The 17,237-nt window shown below is 72.3% G+C and carries 16 protein-coding genes; 14 read left to right on the top strand and 2 right to left on the bottom strand.

All coding sequences use genetic code 11. The features are described 5' to 3' along the window. The first annotated feature begins 411 nt into the window (after positions 1-411). Together AOK24_RS38395 and AOK24_RS38390 are read left to right on the top strand one after the other, a co-directional pair. Complete coding sequence (locus tag AOK24_RS38395; protein WP_055724566.1) at positions 412-1,260, top strand: helix-turn-helix domain-containing protein; 849 nt, start codon at positions 412-414, stop codon at positions 1,258-1,260. A 216-nt stretch (positions 1,261-1,476) separates the two neighbouring features. Beyond that, positions 1,477-2,037, top strand: coding sequence for a nucleoside/nucleotide kinase family protein (locus AOK24_RS38390; RefSeq protein ID WP_055724569.1), 561 nt, complete (start codon positions 1,477-1,479; stop codon positions 2,035-2,037). Between the two features lie 75 nt (positions 2,038-2,112). Here AOK24_RS38390 and AOK24_RS38385 read toward each other — a convergent pair whose 3' ends face one another. Then, the gene (locus AOK24_RS38385; protein ID WP_055724565.1) at positions 2,113-2,754 is read right to left on the bottom strand and encodes a GntR family transcriptional regulator; all 642 of its coding nucleotides are present in this window, start codon (positions 2,752-2,754) and stop codon (positions 2,113-2,115) included. Between the two features lie 194 nt (positions 2,755-2,948). On the opposite strand from AOK24_RS38385, the gene AOK24_RS38380 reads away from it, so the two are divergent. From AOK24_RS38380 to AOK24_RS38330, 11 genes are all read left to right on the top strand, one after another. Further along, complete coding sequence (locus tag AOK24_RS38380) at positions 2,949-3,569, top strand: YbhB/YbcL family Raf kinase inhibitor-like protein (RefSeq protein ID WP_240554319.1); 621 nt, start codon at positions 2,949-2,951, stop codon at positions 3,567-3,569. A gap of 84 nt (positions 3,570-3,653) precedes the next feature. Beyond that, positions 3,654-4,193, top strand: coding sequence for a YbhB/YbcL family Raf kinase inhibitor-like protein (locus AOK24_RS38375; RefSeq protein WP_055724564.1), 540 nt, complete (start codon positions 3,654-3,656; stop codon positions 4,191-4,193). Next, positions 4,193-5,143 carry an alpha/beta hydrolase gene (locus AOK24_RS38370; protein ID WP_055724563.1) on the top strand — a complete coding sequence of 317 codons (951 nt, stop codon included), beginning with the start codon at positions 4,193-4,195 and terminating at the stop codon, positions 5,141-5,143. Before AOK24_RS38375 ends, AOK24_RS38370 begins: the two co-directional genes overlap by 1 nt. A 14-nt stretch (positions 5,144-5,157) precedes the next feature. Continuing rightward, complete coding sequence (locus AOK24_RS38365) at positions 5,158-6,018, top strand: fumarylacetoacetate hydrolase family protein (RefSeq protein WP_055724567.1); 861 nt, start codon at positions 5,158-5,160, stop codon at positions 6,016-6,018. After that, positions 6,015-6,722, top strand: a complete 708-nt coding sequence (locus tag AOK24_RS38360) for a luciferase domain-containing protein (RefSeq protein ID WP_055724562.1) — start codon at positions 6,015-6,017, stop codon at positions 6,720-6,722. Before AOK24_RS38365 ends, AOK24_RS38360 begins: the two co-directional genes overlap by 4 nt. 404 nt (positions 6,723-7,126) lie before the next feature. Next, positions 7,127-7,780 (top strand): (2Fe-2S)-binding protein, encoded by a 654-nt coding sequence (locus AOK24_RS38355; protein ID WP_055724561.1) that lies wholly within the window; start codon positions 7,127-7,129, stop codon positions 7,778-7,780. 12 nt (positions 7,781-7,792) lie between these two features. After that, a complete protein-coding gene (locus AOK24_RS38350; RefSeq protein WP_055724560.1) occupies positions 7,793-8,773 on the top strand; it encodes an FAD binding domain-containing protein in 981 nt (326 codons plus the stop codon). Then, entirely contained in the window at positions 8,770-10,977 is a 2,208-nt protein-coding gene (locus tag AOK24_RS38345) for a xanthine dehydrogenase family protein molybdopterin-binding subunit (protein WP_055724559.1), read from the top strand. The genes AOK24_RS38350 and AOK24_RS38345 overlap by 4 nt, the downstream gene beginning before the upstream one ends. 105 nt (positions 10,978-11,082) lie before the next feature. Continuing rightward, the gene (locus AOK24_RS38340; protein ID WP_055724558.1) at positions 11,083-12,237 is read left to right on the top strand and encodes an XdhC family protein; all 1,155 of its coding nucleotides are present in this window, start codon (positions 11,083-11,085) and stop codon (positions 12,235-12,237) included. Positions 12,238-12,281: 44 nt separating this feature from the next. After that, positions 12,282-13,106 carry an SDR family oxidoreductase gene (locus AOK24_RS38335; RefSeq protein ID WP_055724557.1) on the top strand — a complete coding sequence of 275 codons (825 nt, stop codon included), beginning with the start codon at positions 12,282-12,284 and terminating at the stop codon, positions 13,104-13,106. Positions 13,107-13,210: 104 nt separating this feature from the next. Then, positions 13,211-13,837, top strand: coding sequence for a TetR family transcriptional regulator (locus tag AOK24_RS38330; RefSeq protein WP_055724556.1), 627 nt, complete (start codon positions 13,211-13,213; stop codon positions 13,835-13,837). 113 nt (positions 13,838-13,950) lie between these two features. On the opposite strand, the gene AOK24_RS38325 is transcribed toward AOK24_RS38330, so the two are convergent. Next, positions 13,951-16,761, bottom strand: a complete 2,811-nt coding sequence (locus tag AOK24_RS38325) for an AfsR/SARP family transcriptional regulator (RefSeq protein ID WP_240554318.1) — start codon at positions 16,759-16,761, stop codon at positions 13,951-13,953. A gap of 145 nt (positions 16,762-16,906) precedes the next feature. Here AOK24_RS38325 and AOK24_RS38320 point away from each other — a divergent pair. Next, a partial coding sequence (locus AOK24_RS38320) for a peptidase inhibitor family I36 protein (protein WP_055724554.1) occupies positions 16,907-17,237 on the top strand: 331 nt, incomplete at its 3' end.

Genomic DNA, 17,237 nt, shown 5'->3' with positions numbered 1-17,237 from the left:
CGGGCAGGGTGCTGAGTGATCGTGCTGGCCTGCGGGCTCGCGGAAGTGGGCCTCAACGGAACCGGAAACAGATGCCGGAACGATCGGCGAAGTACGGAGGCGGCCCTCTCCCGACACGGGAATGCCTGCCGTGCCGGGACACCGCCCTCGGCCGTGGAGAGACACGTTGCTCAGACACCCCGGGACGCGGACGGTGTCGACCGGGCATGATCGCGAGGGACTCTGCCACCCGATGGGCACTCGTCACTCCCTTCCGCCTTGCGCTTTCCCGAGCCTGCTCATCCGGAGACGTCTGAGCCACCCGTGCAGTGGCTCGCAGCCCCCGGGCATCTCTGGCGCAGCCGCACTTGCAAGTGCCGTAACGGCATGTGGTCCAGTAGGCCGCGAGCACGCCACCGAGAGGTTCCCCGTATGCCCCTTCCTGTGATTCCCCGCCAGGTCAAGATCGGCGATGCCGCCGCGCTCGCCGGGACCACACCCCGCGCCATCCGCCACTACCACGCCCTCGGACTCCTCCCGGAACCGGAACGCGGCAGCGACGACCGCCGCCGCTACCGGCACGAGGACATCGTCCGCCTGCTGTGGATCCGCAGAATGACTGACGCGGGGATCTCCCTGGACGACATCCGGGCCGGGTTCGAGGGAGTCACCGACGTCGAACAGTCCCTGGCCCAACTGGAGGCATCCCTCGCCGCCAAGGCCGCCGCCATCGAAGCCCAGCGCGCCGCCGTACGCCGCCTCCGCGCGGCTGGCAGCCCACTGGGCCTGCTCTCCCCCCTGGTCGGCGAACGCCTCCACGACCTGCCGCCCGGAGCCCTCCGCCCGTCCGACCTCGACACCCTCCTGATCACGGAACGCACCCTCGGCCCCCTGGTCGCCGCCGCCCAGGCCGACCGCTTCTTCATCCTGGCCACTCACTCCGAACTGCGCACGGAGGAGGACCTCCTGACCGAGGCCGAAGCGGACCTGGACGACAGCATGTCCCCCGACGACCCCCGCATCGAAGACCTGGCCACCCGGCGATGCGCTCATGAGACCGCCCTGGCGGCCACCATCACCGCATCCGGCCTGGACGACTCCCTCGACACCCTCCTGGACCAGAACCACGACCACCCGGACGAGACGGGAATGACCACGATGGAGGCCCTCTCCAAGACGCCGTACGACTTCTCCCCGGCCCGCATCCGCTACGAGGAACGCGTCATCGAACTGCTCCACTCGACCGATCAGGACGACGGCGACACCCCACGAAGCCACTGACGGACGCCGGTACACGAGCCGAGCCCATCGGGGTCGTCCGGTGACGCATCCCGCCGCCCGGGCGGACCACGGTGATCGTCCGGACCGTGGGCCGCACTGCGGCCTCGCTCAGCGACTGGCCGGCGTGGCCGGATCCACTGGTCGCGGCCGGGGCTGACGGCTCGTCAGGACCAGGGCTCGCAAATGCGATTGCCGGCCACCGGGCGCGTTGACACGATGGTGGGCGTGACGACTTCCGAGAGGCCGGGCTGCCTGATCGTGACGGGGATGCCGGGTGCCGGGAAGTCGACGGTGACGAGGCTCGTCGCGGAGCGGCTGGTGCGCTCTGCCCGGTTGGACGGGGATTTCGTCAGCAGGCTGGTTGTCGGCGGGCGGGTCTGGGCCCTTGGTGAGCCTGCCGACGAGGCGGCGCGGCAGCTGGAGCTGTGCAACCGCAATCTGTGCATGCTGGCGAATAATTTCTCCGACGCAGGCTTCACGCCCGTGATCGACTGGGTGATCCCGGACCGTGGGCAACTGGACTTCTTCGTGTCCCTCCTCCCGGCCCGGCAGGTCTTCTTCGTCGTTCTCGCACCGGGCATCGAGGCGTGCCGGTACCGCAACACGCTCCGTGATCCACGGGAGCGGTTCGACTTCGACGGGTACGAAGACCTCGATGCCGGCATGAAGCGCGAACTCGGCGATGTCGGCTGGTGGTTCGACACCTCGGCCCTCACTCCCGAGGAGACCGCCGATCGCGTCGTCCGGGAAGTACGCCGGCGCGCCAGGGTGAACTGACCGCACGTTCCGACGAGTTCGTGCAGGTCGCCGTCGCACGGCCCGGCGGCCTCGTCCGGGGCTGGACAGCCCCCCTCACGCCCCGGGGTCCGCCAGGACTGCGGCGGTCACGGTCAGGTGCCGGGTCAGTACGTCGGCCGCGGTGGCGGCGTCGCGGGCCAGAGCCGCCGCCTCCAGTTGGCGATGTTCGTCGGCGGCGTCACGGCCGGGGGTGTGGTGTGCCGACCAGCGGCGGCCCAGTTCGCTGGCGGTCCACATGCGGTCGAAGGTGTCCAGCAGGACGGGGTTGCCGCACCCTTCCAGCAGGGTGCGGTGGAAGGCGCGGTGGGCCTCTGACCACGCGCTGCTGAGGTAGTCGCCCTCGTCCGGCGCGTAGAGGGGGGTGCGGGCGAGGCGGTGGTGGGCAGCGCGTACGCGGGCTTCCCAGTCGAGGTCCCCGCGCTCGATCGCGAGTCTCAGCACGACGGGTTCGATCGTGCGCCGGGCCTCGGCGATCTCCTGCCAGCGGCGGTCGGAGAAGGCGGGGACGGCGAAGCCGCGGTTGGGCAGCCGCTCGGCGAGACCCTCGCCCACCACGCGCACCAGGGCCTCGCGCACGACCGCCAGGCTCACCCCGTACCGGCCGGCCAGTTCCTGGGGCTTCAGGGGCTCGCCAGGTTTGGACTCGCCGCGCAGGATCGCCTCCCGCAGCTGGTCGTAGACCTGCTCGGACAGCATTCGCTTCCCCGAAGCCGAAGCCGGAGCCGAAGCCGGAGTGGAGGGGTGTTCGGACATGTGAACCATGCGCTCAGTATAGATCGGCGAGCAGATAATCGATTATCTGTAGTATCGTCGATTAAGAAGACGGGCTGAGCCACCGCGGCGTACGCCCTCGTCGTCCTGTTCTCGCAGATCACCCCAGGGAGAACCCCGTGAGAAAGTCCTTCCGCGCACTCGTCACACTGGCCGCCACCTCGACCGCCCTCGTGGCGGGCCTCGGTGCGACGGCAGCCGCCGGGAACGGCCACGCGCACCACGACAGCTACAGCCACACCAGGCTCCGCAGCGGGATTCCGCTGGCCGCCGAACGGTTCCGGCTCTCCAGCCCGGACGTGCGCAACGGGGGCCGCGTCCCGGAGACCGCCTGGGCGAACGGCTTCGGCTGCACCGGCGGAAACCAGCCGATACGGCTGCGGTGGGCCGGGGCACCGAAGGCCGCGCGCGGCTTCGCGGTGTCCATGCAGGACCTGGACGCCCCCACCGGCAGCGGCTTCTGGCACTGGATGGCCTGGGACATCCCGGCGGACGTCACCGGCCTGGGCCGCACCCTGCCGGCCGGTGTGACCGCCGGCACCAACGACGGCGGGCTCACCGGCTACGCGGGGCCCTGCCCGCCGGCCGGGGACATCGCCCACCACTACCGGATCACCGTCTACGCCCTGGACACCCCGAACCTGGGCCTGCCCGCCACCAGCACACCGGCCATAGCCGCCTTGACGCTGAGCAGCCACATCATCGGCTACGGCCGCATCAGCGCCACCGCACAGCGCTGACCCACCCCACCCTCTGCTCGGACCGCCGCCCCGAACGATCGGCCACGGCGGCCCGGGAAACCATCCAAGGAAGGAAGCGACACCATGAGCGCCAACGATCCCTTCGCCAAGCTCCCCGACGTACCGGGCTTCACCGTGACCAGCACCACCGTGGCCGACCGAGGCACCTGGCCTCTCGCTCAGCTGTCCGGAATCGTCGGTGTCCCCGGCGGCCAGGACATCTCCCCGCATCTGTCGTGGAGCGGCGCCCCCGAGGGCACCAGGAGCTACGCCGTCACCGTCTACGACCCGGACGCCCCGACCGGCTCCGGCTTCTGGCACTGGGCCGTGGCCGACATCCCCGCCACCGTCACCGAGCTGCCCGAGGGCGCCGGCGACGACACCGGCTCCGGCCTGCCCGAGGGCGCTTTCCAGCTGCCCAACGACGCGCGTCTGTCCCGCTTCGTGGGCGCAGCCCCGCCGCCCGGACACGGCCCGCACCGCTACTTCGTCGTCGTACACGCCCTCGACGTGGACCGCATCGGCGTCCCCGCCGACGGCACCCCCGCCTACCTCGGCTTCACCATGGCGGGCCACATCCTCGCCCGCGCGGTCCTGACCGTGACCGCCGAGACACCCGCCTGATGCCGCCCGAGGACAGCCGGGCGTACGAGGCCGGGCACCCGGGCCCGTGGCCGGAGCTGCTCCGCCCGACGCCGAGCACGCCGTTCGAGGGGGTGCGCAGTCATCTGGACGTGCCGTACGCGGTGTCACCCGGTTTCCGGCCCCTCGTCCTCGACCTGCACCTGCCCGACGACGGCCGGCGCGCCGCACGCCCGGTGGTGGTGTACGCCCACGGTGGCGGTTTCTTCACGGGGACCAAGGCGATGGGGCCGTGGCGGTTCCTGCTGGACGCGGGTTACGCCGTCGCGTCCGTCGGCTACCGCCTCTCCGGGGAGAGCCGTTTCCCCGGCCCCGTGCACGACGTGGCCGCCGCCGTCCGCTGGGTCCGCGCGAACGCGGACACCTACGGGCTGGACGCGGACCGTGTCGTCGGATTCGGCTCCAGCGCGGGCGGCTATCTCGTCGGCGCCGTCGCGCTGGGGGCCGACGACGCGTGGCTCGTGGGGCGGCTCGGGCCCCACGCGCGGACCGCGTGCACGCTGGCGGCGGTCATCGACCACTGCGCGCCCAACGACTATCTGCGCCTGGACGACGACGTACCCGACGACGTCGTCGAGGTGTCGAACGGTCCCGGATCGTCGGCCGCGCGCTTTCTCGGCTACGTCCCCTCCGACCGTCCGGCCGAGGCCGACCGGGCCCGGCTGTCCCGGTACGTCCGCCCCGACAGCCCCCCGTTCCTCATCGCCCACGGGGACGCGGACCGGCGGGTGGGCATCGGGCAGAGCCGTCGGCTGCACCGTGCGCTGCGGGACCGGGGCGTACCGGCGGAACTGGTCGTGCTGCCCGGCGCCGGTCACGCCGACGCGGCCTTCGACACGGCGTCGCTGCACGACGCCACGCTCGCCTTCCTGAGCAGGGCGCTCGGGCAGCCAGGAAAATCCCTCGGCGGCCGGCAGACCGCCGAACAGTGAGACAGGAGCTGTACATGCGCATCGCGAACCTTGACGGCCGGCTGGTCCTGGCCGTCGACGGAGCGGCCCTCGATGTGGAGAAGGCCAGTGCCGGCCGCTTCGGGCCGTCGCCCCAGCACATCTACGGACAGTGGGACGAGTTCCGGCGGTGGGCGGCGACCGCGCCGCTGGAGCATGCGGTGCCGTTCGAACCGGAGCGGCTGCGCTCGCCCGTGCCGGCCCCCGGGCAGGTGATCGCCGTCGGCCTCAACTACCACGAGCACGTGGACGAGGCGGGCCTCGCCACCCCCGAGGGGCTGCCGCCGGTGTTCACCAAGTTCCCCTCGTCGGTCACCGGCCCCTACAGCAGCGTGGAGCTGCCCGACGGGAACGTGGACTGGGAGGCGGAGCTCGCGGTCGTCATCGGCAGGACCGCCTTCCGCATCGGCGAACACCAGGCGTGGGACCACGTCGCCGGGCTGACCGTCGCCCAGGACCTGTCCGAACGCATCCTTCAGATGTCGGGTCCCGCCCCCCAGTTCGGCCTCGGCAAGTCCTACCCGGGGTTCTCCCCGCTGGGCCCCTGGGTGGTCACCCCGGACGAGTTCGACGACGTCGACGACCTCACGCTCACCTGCATGGTCAACGACGAGATCGTGCAGCGGGCCAGCACCCGGGAGCTGATCTTCCCCGTCCCGACGCTGATCGCGCGGCTGTCCGCGGTCGTCCCCCTCAACGCCGGCGACGTCATCCTCACCGGCACACCCGGCGGTGTCGGGCTGTGCCGTACGCCGCCGCGGTTCCTCGCGGCCGGGGACACCGTCGTCACCGCCATCGAAGGCATCGGCCGCATCCGCCAGCGGATGGTCGCCGCGCCCGGAAAGGAAGCAGCATGACACCGTCCCGCATCGTCCGACGGAGCCTCGTCGGGGCGGCGTTCGCCGCATCGGTCGCCGCCGTCCGGGACTACGAGCGCTGGCGCGCCCTGGGTCAAGGCGGCATCCCGCACGGTGCCAAAGGCTGGCTCCAGGTCACCTACCTGCGGACCCGCATGCGCGAGACGAAGGACCCCGCCGCCCACCACCCCTTCATCGGCGAGGCCGGAGACGGGCGATGGCTGCCGCAACTCCCCCACCGCGACGGGGAACGCCCCGGCATCGGCCGCTACCCCGTACCCCACCGCCAGCTCGACCAGCCCGGCTCGCTGCACGCCCGGGTCGCCGTACTCGACCACTTCGACACACGCGCCGCCGGCTCCCCCGGAGTCCTCGGCTACCGCCTCAGCGCCTTCGAACGCCACCACGACGCGATCACCCTGCTGGACCTGGACAAGGCACCGGCCGCCACGCGCATGGCCAAGGGAGAGGTCGCCCACATCCATCCGGGTGACGGCTCGATGCACATGATCCTCAGCCCGTCGGACGCCGTCACCGCGCTGGAGGCCGGCTGGGCCGAGCGGCACCCACTGGCCGGAATGTACGGCGAGCCTCTGACGTACCTGATGGTCTACTCCCCGCGCAGCCCCGAGGAGGCCGAGATCGTCGGCCACCTCCTCGACGCGGCCGTCAGCTACGCCACCGGCGCGGGCCCGAACTTGTAATGGAGTACAGCCCCCGGCGCGACCTGCGCCCGGGGCTGCGGGCACGGCTGACGGAGGCACACCGAGCACACCGCATCCCGGGCGGGCCTCCTCGATGCCGACGAGCCCTCGACGCGTGTGCGTCGAGGGCTCGTCGGCATCCCCCCAGCCCGGCCCGCCACATCTCCCCTGCTCTGCCTGCTACTGCCAGACATACCAACGGCAGTGGTACGTACCCGCGTCGTCCCAAAACCGTCTCCTCGTTGTCCGGCGCCGTATCCCGCAGACTCAACGCCGTACCGCACCGCTGGCCCGGGCCGAGGGCGGCGATCTGCGGCCCGGGTCCGGCACGGATTCCGCCGCGCAGCCGCTCGCGGCACCCCTGGTCGCCGCCCCCCTGTCCTTCGCCGACCGAGAGAGTGGACATGTCCATCGAACCCCCAGCGTCAACGGTCACTCCCCCCGGGGAGTCCCCCGAGGCGACGTCGCCCGCCCCGTCCCGGCGTACGTTCATCGCGACCACCACCGCCGTCGGCGGCGCGGTCGTCGCGGGCGGCCTCACTGCGGGACCGTCCGTGTTCGGCGCCGAGTCCGCGGTCGCCGCCGAGGCGGTGCCCAGCAGCCGGGTCTCCCTGACGGTGAACGGCGAGCGCCGCACGGTCACGGTGGACAACCGGACCTCGCTGCTGGACCTGTTGCGTGAACACCTGGGCCTGACCGGCTCGAAGAAGGGCTGCAACGCCGGGGCCTGCGGGGCGTGCACCGTCCTGGTCGACGGCCGCAGGGTCAACTCGTGTCTGACGCTGGCGGTCCGGCTGGAGGGCGCCGAGGTGACCACCATCGAGGGGCTGGCGAGGGGCGAACGGCTGCACCCGCTGCAACAGGCGTTCATCGACCACGACGCCTTCCAGTGCGGCTACTGCACCTCCGGCCAGATCATGTCCGGCGTCGGCTGCATCCAGGAGGGTCGCACGGGCTCGCCGGAGAAGATCCGGGAGTTCATGAGCGGCAACATCTGCCGCTGCGGCGCTTACGTGAAGATCGTGCAGGCGGTCGAGCAGGCCGCGCACGGGAATTGAGGCACGGTCCCCATGCACCCTTTCTCCTACACCAGGCCCGCCACCACCCGGCAGGCTCTCGACGAGGGCCGCGACGGCGGCCGTTACATCGCGGGCGGCACCACACTCGTCGACCTGATGCGTGAGACCGTCGAACGTCCCCGCACGCTGGTCGACATCAGCGCCCTGCCGCTGCGCGAGATCGTGGTCACCCGGCGCGGGGGCCTGCGCATCGGCGCCCTGGTGCGGATGTCCGAGGCCGCCGACCACCGGGGCGTACGCGCCCTGTACCCGGTCATCTCCGAGGCGCTGGAGCTGAGCGCGTCGGCGCAGCTGCGCAACATGGCGACCATCGGCGGCAACATCATGCAGCGCACCCGCTGCGCGTACTTCCGCGATGTGGGCGCCGACTGCAACAAGCGTGCGCCTGGCTCCGGTTGTGCGGCGCGGGACGGTTTCAACCGTACCCACGCGATCCTCGGCACGTCCGACGACTGCGTGGCCACTCACCCCTCCGACGTCGCGGTGGCGTTCGCGGCGCTGGAGGCGACCGTGGTCGTGCTCGGCCCGGACGGCGAGCGCGGCGTGCCCTTCGCCGACTTCCTGCTCCGGCCGGGCAGCACACCCGACCGCGAACAGGCCCTGCGCCGGGGCGAGTTGATCACCGGCGTCGAGATACCGGCCCTTCCGCGCCCGCTCAGGTCGGGCTATCTGAAGGTGCGCGACCGGCAGTCGTACGAGTTCGCGCTCACCTCGGCGGCCGTCGCCCTGCACATCCGCGCCGGGGTGATCCGCGAGGCCAGGGTCGCCGCCGGGGGTGTGGGCACCGTGCCCTGGAAACTGTCCGCCGTCGAGCGGGAGTTGATCGGGCGGCGGCCGTCCGCCGCGCTGTGGGCCAGGGCCGCCGAGCGGGCGGCGGACGGAGCCCGGCCCCTGCACCACAACCGCTTCAAGGTCGACCTGCTCAAACGGACCGTCGAGCGCCAACTGCGCGTCGTAGGAGGTGGCAAGTGAGCCCGCAGCCGCAGGCAGCTGTCGGAGCGCCGCTGTCCCGGGTGGACGGACGGCTCAAGGTGACCGGCCGGGCCATGTATGCCGCCGACCACGACATCGACGGCGTCGTGCACGCCGTCGTCGTGGACAGCGCTGTCGGTCTCGGCCGGATCACCGGCATCGACACCCGCGCCGCCCACGCCCAGCGCGGAGTCCTGGCTGTCATCAGCCATCTCGACAGACCGAGGCTGGCCTACCGCCAAAACCGTGTCGGCAACGCCTTCCCGGGGGAGCGGCTGCACGTCTTCCAGGACGACGCCGTCCGGTTCTTCGGCCAGCCGGTCGCCGTCGTGGTGGCCACCACGCTGGAGGTCGCGCAGCACGCCGCGAGCCTGGTGCAGGTCTCCTACGACGCCGAACAGCCGGCGACCGACCTGACCCGCAGCCCGGCCCAGGACGGGCCGGCGCCCTTCGCGCGGCCCTACGCGCGGGGCGACGCCGAGGCAGCGCTGGAGGCGGCGGACGTCCGGATGGAGATGACCTACCGGCTGTCCCGCAACCACCACAATCCGATGGAGCCGCACGCCACCGTCGCCCGCTGGGACGGCGACAGGCTCACTCTGTGGGACAAGACCCAGTGGGTGATCGGCACACAGACCGAACTGGCGGCGGTCTTCGGCATTCCGCTGGAGAACGTGCGCGTCCTGTCGCCGTTCGTCGGCGGCGCGTTCGGCAGCGCCCTGCGGGCCTGGCCGCACGTCACCATCGCGGCCCTCGCCGCCCGCGAGACCGGCCGTCCGGTGAAACTCGCGCTGACCCGACGGCAGATGTACTTCACGGTGGGCTACCGGCCGGCCTACGCGTACACGCTGCGGCTGGGCAGCACCCGCGGCGGGCGGCTGACCGCGCTGACCCAGGACCTGACGTACGAGACCTCCCGCTACGAGCAGTTCTGGGAGGCCAACCTGGCCCTCGGGCAGATGCTCTACGCCGTGCCCAACGTCAGCCAGCGGCCCCGGATCGTGCCGCTGGACGTGAGCACCCCGCTGTGGATGCGCGGCCCCGGCTACAGCAGCACCGCCTTCGTCATCGAGACCGCGATGGACGAACTCGCCCACGAACTCGGCATCGACCCGATCGAACTGCGGCTGCGCAACGAACCCGGCGAGGACCCCTCGACCCAGCAGCCCTTCTCCACCCGGCGGCTGCGCGAGTGCTTCCGCGTCGGCGCCCGCGAGTTCGGCTGGCAGCGGCGCAACCCCGCACCGCGCTCGACCCGGGACGGCGACTGGCTGATCGGCACCGGCGTGGCCACCGGCTGCTACGACGTCTTCCGGGGCGCGGCCCAGGCCGACGCCCGCCTCGACGCCGACGGCACCGCGGTGGTCCGGTCCGCGACCCACGACGCGGGCCCGGGCACGTACACCTCCATGACCCAGGTCGCCGCCGACGCCCTCGGTCTGGCCGTCCGCGGCGTCACCTTCCAGCTCGGCGACTCCGCCATGCCGCCCGCCCCGCAGCAGGGCGCCTCGCAGACCATGCTCAGCGTGGGTTCCGCCGTCCAGGACACCTGCGACAAGCTGCGGCGGCAGGCCATCGAGCTCGCGGTCGGCGACGAACGCTCGCCGCTGCACGGGGCCGACCCCGAGGACGTCGTGGTCCGCGCCGGCCGCCTGCACCTGCCGGGCGACCCCGCGCGCGGGGAGACCTACCGTCAGCTCCTGACCCGCAACGGCCGCACCCACCTGGAAGCCCGCGGGTCCTACACACCCGACGAGCAGAGCAGGTTCTCGATGTACGGCTACGCGGCGATGTTCGCCGAGGTCGCCGTCGACGCCTGGCTCGGTCTCGTCCGGGTGCGACGGATGCTCGGCGTGTACGACGCGGGCCGCATCATCAGCCCCAAGCTCGCCGAGAGCCAGGCGATCGGCGGCATGGTGGGCGGTATCGGCGCGGCCCTGCTGGAGCACACGGTCACCGACCACCGCGACGGCCGCATCGTCAACGCCAACCTCGCCGACTACCTCGTGCCCGTCAACGCCGACATCCCCGACCTCAAGGCCGTCTACCTCGACGGGGAGGACTACGAGGCCGCCCCCATCGGCGTCAAGAGTCTCGGCGAGCTGGTGCAGATCGGCGTGGCGCCCGCCATCGCCAACGCGGTCTTCCACGCCACCGGACGCCGCGTCCGCGACCTGCCCATCACCGCCGAAGCCCTGCTCTGACACGGCGGCCCAGAGACTCCCGCCCGCCGAACGGCCCGCCGTCGCGCCTCGATCCCCCATGTCGGCGCGGCGGCGGGCTCCCCCACCTCCCCAGGAGAGCCACTCATGCTCAACATCGCGGACATGCTGTACCGCTGGTGCCGCGACGGCCGCCCCTTCGCCCTCGCCACCGTCGTCCAGGTCAGCGGCAGCGCCCCCCTGCCGCCCGGCACCTCACTGGCCGTGGACCTCGCCGGCGCGGCCGTCGGCAGCGTCTCCGGAGGATGCGTGGAAGCCGCCGTCTACGAGCTGTGCCGGCAGGTCCTGACGTCGGGCGAACCTCCGGTACGGGCCTCGTTCGGCTACTCCGACGACGACGCCTTCGCCGTGGGACTGACCTGCGGCGGCGAACTGGAGGTCCTGGTCCAGCGGATCGACCCCGTCGGCCGGCCCCACCTCACCGCCGCCCTCGAACAGGTCCTGGCCGGTGTGCCCGTCGCCGTGGCCCAGGTGATCGACGGGCCGCAGCGCCTGCTCGGCCGCACCCTGTCCGTCTTCGGGGGCGGCAGCGCGTACGACGGGACACTGGGCGACCAGCGGACGGACCGTACGGTGGCCGGCGAGGTGCGCGCGCTGCTGCGGGCGGGCCGGACCGCCCGCGTCGAGGTCGGCGGGGACGCGGACACCTGCCCGCGGAAGCTGACGCTCCTGGTCCACACCCATGCGACCCCGCCCCGCATGCTGATCTTCGGCGCCGTCGACTTCGCCGCGGCGCTGAGCCGGGCCGGCAGCTTCCTCGGCTACCGGGTCACCGTCTGCGACGCCCGCCCCGTCTTCGCCACCGAGGCACGGTTCCCGGACGCCGACGAAGTCGTCGCCGACTGGCCCCACCGCTACCTGGAGCACACCGACGTGGACACCCGTACCGCCGTCTGCGTCCTCACCCACGACGCCAAGTTCGACGTACCGCTACTGCGCACCGCCCTCGGACTCCCGGTCGGCTACATCGGCGCGATGGGCTCCCGCCGTACCCACGAAGACCGTCTGGGGCGGCTGCGCGAGACCGGCGTGTCCGAGGAGGACCTCGCCCGGCTGCGCTCGCCGATCGGCCTCGATCTCGGTGCCCGCACGCCCGAGGAGACGGCGGTCTCCATCACCGCCGAGATCATCGCCCATATCAACCACGGCACCGGTCTTCCCCTGTCCCGCGTCCCCGGCCCGATCCACGGTTCCGCGCCCGTCGCCCAGGTGCCGACGCCAGCCGAGCTCCTGGCCGTGTGAAGCCTCACCTGCCGGAATCGAATCAACGAACGGAAGTTTTTCTCGTGAGCAAGATCTGGTTCGTCACTGGTTCCTCGCGCGGTTTCGGGCGCCAGTTCGTCACGGCGGCCCTGGAGCGCGGCGACAAGGTCGCGGCCACCGCCCGGAACACCGACTCCCTGGCAGACCTCGCGGCCGTGCACGGCGAGTCGATCCTTCCTCTGTCCCTGGACGTCACGGACAAGGCCGCCGTCACGGCGGCCGTGCAGCGGGCGCATGAGCACTTCGGCCGCCTGGACGTCATCGTCAACAACGCCGGTTACGGACTGTTCGGCGCGGTCGAGGAGTTGTCGGAGCAGCAGGTCCGCGATCAGATGGAGACCAACTTCTTCGGCGCCCTGTGGGTCACCCAGGCCGTCCTGCCCCTCCTGCGGGCCCAGGGCAGTGGGCACATCGTGCAGATCTCCAGCGTCGGCGGTGTCGCCGCCTTCCCCAACCTCGGTGTCTACAACGCCTCGAAGTGGGCCCTGGAGGCCGCGAGCGAGGCTCTGGCCCAGGAGGTCGCCGGGTTCGGCATCAAGGTCACCCTCGTCGAGCCCGGCGGTTTCGCCACCGACTGGTCCGGCTCCTCCGCCGACTTCGCCGGGCAGCTGCCCGCCTACGACGGTGTGCGCGCGGCCAACGCCGCGTACTGGAGGAACTTCCGGCACGGCGACCCGGCTGCGACCGGTGCGGCTCTGCTGAAGGTCGTGGACGCCGACAACCCGCCTCTGCGGGTCTTCTTCGGCGCCTCCCCGCTCCAGATCGTCCCGCAGGTCTACGCCGAGCGGCTGAAGATCTGGGAGGAGTGGGCCGACGTCGCCGCCGAAGCCCAGGGCAGCGCCGCGTAGGCGCGGGCCACGGGCGTCGGCGCCGCACCATGACCGCCGTACATCGAGAGGCCCCACATCCTGATACTCGGTATCAAGATGAGTCTGTGATGTATTCTCCGCGCATGTCTGAGACAGCCCGTGCCGCCGCCCCGTCCGCACGCAAGCCGCCCGGTCTGCGCGAGCGCATCCGTGCGACGGTTCAGGCGGAAGTGGTCGAGGTGGCGCACCGGCTCTTCACCGAGCAGGGGTTCGACCGGACCACCGTCGACCAGATCGCCGCCGAGTCGGGCCTGTCACGCGCCAGCCTCTTCCGGTACTTCGGCACCAAGGAGGACATCGTCCTCGGACGTCTGGAGGGGACCGGCCGTCAGATCGCGGCGGAACTGGCCGCCCGCCCCGACGACGAACAGCCCTGGGAGGCACTGCGCCGGTCCTTCGACGCCCTCACGCGGACCAACGAGGCAGCGCCGCCCGAACAGGTCCTCACCTATCTGCGCATGCTCCAGGAGACCCCGTCCCTGCGTGCCCGGCACCACGAGAAGCAACGGGGCTGGCAGACGCTGCTGGTGCCGGAGCTGGCCCGGCGGCTGGGGGCCGACCCGGACCGGCCCGAGGACCCGAGGCCGAGCGCTCTCGCCGCCGCCGCGCTCGCCTGCCTGGACACGGCCTCCACGGCCTGGGTTGCCTGTGAGGGCACGGTCCCGCTGGGTGTGCTGCTCGACCGGGCGATGGGCGCGTTGGCGAAGTAGCCGGCCCGGCGCGTGGACGGACACGCCGGCCGTCGTCGCCGTCCGGCACCAACGGAGCGCCTTCGAGGCCGGACGGCCGGGCCTGAGGCTGGAGGGCATGTCCGTCCTCTGGGCTACTCGTCCCCGGTGGGGTCGAGGGCGTCCAGTTGCTGCTGGACTCGTTCGGCGAGGGCGAGGCGGTGCTGGTTCCGGTACATCGCGGCTGCCTCCTCCCAGGTGGCGCGCGCCCGGTCGGGCCGGCCGAGCGCCTGGTGGGCGTGGCCGAGGCGGTCGAGGGTGTCGGCGGCCCAGTAGTCCCCGCCGAGGGCGCAGTACCGGGCCGCGGCGAGCTGGTAGCGGTGCACGGCTTCGAGGTGGCGGCCGGTGTGGTGGGCGATGTAGCCGAGGCTGTCGAGGATGTCGGCTTCCAGGGAGTCGTGCCGGATGCGGCGGGAGAGCTCCAGGGCCGCTTCGCAGTGCTCGCGTGCCTGGTCGAAGCGTCCGAGCCGGGCGCTGTACCAGCCCACCGAGTTGAGGGCGGTGGCTTTCGTCACCGGCTGGTCGACCCGCTGGTGCAGTCGCAGCGCGCGGGTGGCGTGGTCCAGCGCCCCGGGGAGGTGGTCCTGCTGCCCGTACGCCTGGGCGAGCGAGATGTGGATACGGGCCTGGGTGGCGTGGTCGCCCGACTGCTCGGCGAGGCTCAGCGCGTGGGTCAGGTGCCTGGTGGCCTCGTCGTGTGCTCCGACGTGGGCGGCGGCGTGCCCGAGTTGCCGGTGGACCATCACGTGGACGTCGAGGGGGTCGTCGTGGTCGAGGGCCGCGAGGGCGGCGGTGCACATGGCCATCCGGTCGCGGACGTGCCCGAGGAGGCTGTGGAAGTGGTCCAGGCTCCAGACGAACTGCCACACGAGGTGCCGCCAGCCCCGGTCGGCCGCCAGGCGCTGGGCGGCGAGCAGATTGGGCAGTTCCCCGGCGAGCCACTGCACGGCTTCGGCCTGCGTGGTCAGTTGCTGCGGGCGGCAGCCGGGGACGGGGTCGCCGAGCCCTAGCGGTGTTTCGTGCACCTGCATCAGCGGGCGGGTCGCGCAGGTGGTGTGCAGGTAGAACTCGGTCAGCCGACGCAGCGCCGCGTCCCGGTCGGCGGGCGGGAGGTCGCGGCGGCCCCGGTCGGCGGCGTAGAGGCGTACGAGGTCGTGCATGCGCCAGCGGCCGGGGGCGTACTCGTCGGCGAGGTGCAGGTTCTCCAGGCCGCGCAGGGCCGTGCGGGCGGCCGGTGGGGGCAGGTCGGCGAGGGAGGCGAGTGCGGAGAGGCCGATGTCGGGGCCGGGTGCGAGTCCCAGCAGCGCGAACAGGCGGGCCTGTTCGGGTGCCAGGGCGTTGTACGACCAGGACAGCGCCTGGGGCAGGCTCGCGGAGGGCATGTCGTCGTCGAGGGCGTCGAGGCGGGTGGTGGACTCCCTGAGTTCCGCGGCGAGCCGGGCCAGGGGCAGCCGGGGTGTGCACGCGGCGCGGCCGACGATGATGCCCAGGGCGAGGGGGTGTCCGTCGCAGTGGGCCAGCAGTTCGTCGACGGCGTGCGGTTCGGCGGCGGTGCGTGCGGGGCCCAGCCGGGTGTCCAGGACGCGGCGCGCGTCGTCGGGGCGCAGCGCGTCGAGCCCGAGGGGCCGGGCACCGTGCCGGACGACCAGTTCGGTCAGTTTGCGGCGGCTGGTGACCAGCACCGCGCAGTCCGGGTTGCCGGGCAGCAGGGGGACGACCTGGTCGGGGCTGCCCGCGTTGTCCAGGACCACCAGCATCCGCCGGCCGGCCAGCAGGCTCCGGTACAGGCTGGTCCGGCCGTGCGGCGTGGACGGTACGGCCCCGGGGGCGACACCGAGCGCTTCCAGAAAGCCCCGCAGCGCCGTGGCCGGTTCCATGGGCGGCGTCGACGGGTTGAAGCCCAGCAGGTCGACGAAGAGCTGCCCGTCGGGGAAGTCCCCGGTGTGGCGGTGCGCCCAGTGCAGCGCCAGCCAGGTCTTGCCGATGCCGCCCGCTCCGGCGATCGCCGAGATGACCACCGTGGCCGACTGTTCGGGGGCGGCGGCCAGGATGTCGTCCAGCCGGGCCAGTTCTTCCGTCCGGCCGGTGAATCCCCTTGCCTCCAGGGGGAGTTGGGCCGGGAGGGCCGGTGTGGGCGAGCGGGCCGGTTCGCCGCGCAGGATCGCCTGGTGCGTCCGCTGGGCCTCGGCGCCCGGGTCCGCGCCGAGTTCCTCGGCCAGCCGCTCCCGCAGTCCGGCGTACACGGCGAGCGCCTCGGGGCTTCGCCCGGCGGCGTGCAGGGCTCTCATGAGGGCGACCGCGAACGGTTCGACGAGCGGGTGCTCGGCGAGGAGGCCGGTCATCGCGCCGATCACGTCCGCGTGCCGGCCGAGCGCCATCTCGGCATCGGTCCGCGCCATGACCGCCTCGACGCGCTGCTGTTCCCAGCTGTGCCGGACGCGCCGCGCCCACGCGCCGGTCAGCCCCGCGAGGGGTTCGCCGCGCCACAGTCCCAGCGCCTCGCGCAGCAGCACGATCCGCTCGGCGTCCGCGCGGCCGGTGCGGCGGGCCTGTTCGACGAGGTGGCGGAACCGGTGTACGTCGATGCGGTCGAGCGGTACGTCGAGGAGGTAGCCCCCGGGGCCGCGTCGCAGCGGTGCGGTGTCGCCGTCCGTCTTCCCGTGGTCCGGTGCGGCCGTGCCCGCCAGCAGGCGGCGGAGCCGGGCGACGTAGGAGTACAGCGAGGGGCGCACCTGGGCGGGCGGATCCTGGCCCCAGACCCGGTCGATCAGGGTCTCCACCGGCACCCAGCGGCCCGCGTCCGCGAGGAGCGCGGCCAGGACCGTGCGCTGCTTGGCCGGCCCCAGGTCCACGGGCGTGCCGTCCGCGCCGCGCAGTTCGACCGTCCCCAGCAGCAGGAAGTCCATGTCCACCCCCCTCTGCGCGGGGTCGCGCCCTGCGCCGACCAGTAGAGCAAGGTTCTTACAAGGTTCCCTCCCACCCGCGCGTCACACCGTGGGGTGTGCGGTCCCTCAGGGACATCGACGAGACCTCGATCGTGAGGAGAACACCATGAGGAAACTGACCCTCGCACGCGCGGCAACGGCGTTCGGCTCGGTCGCGGCGATCACGCTGGGCGGGGTCCTGGCCGGCTCGCCCGCCTCGGCCGCCCCCAACTGCCCGACCGGCTACCACTGCGTGTTCAGGGACGACCAGGGCGACAACCAGCGCTACAACTACTTCAACAGCGACCCCAGTTTCACCAACGACTACTTCAGCAACAACGGCGGAGTGGTCAACGACGAGATCAGCGCGGCCAGCAACTCCTCGTCCGGCGGGTACGAGAGCCACTACTACCAGGACGTCAACCACGTGAACTTCCTGTTCTGCGTGAACCCCGGCA

The organism is Streptomyces niveiscabiei, from assembly GCF_001419795.1.
Lineage (GTDB): Bacteria > Actinomycetota > Actinomycetes > Streptomycetales > Streptomycetaceae > Streptomyces > Streptomyces niveiscabiei.
The sequence above is the reverse complement of the archived record's forward strand: the minus strand, read 5'-3'. Positions and strand labels throughout refer to the sequence as shown.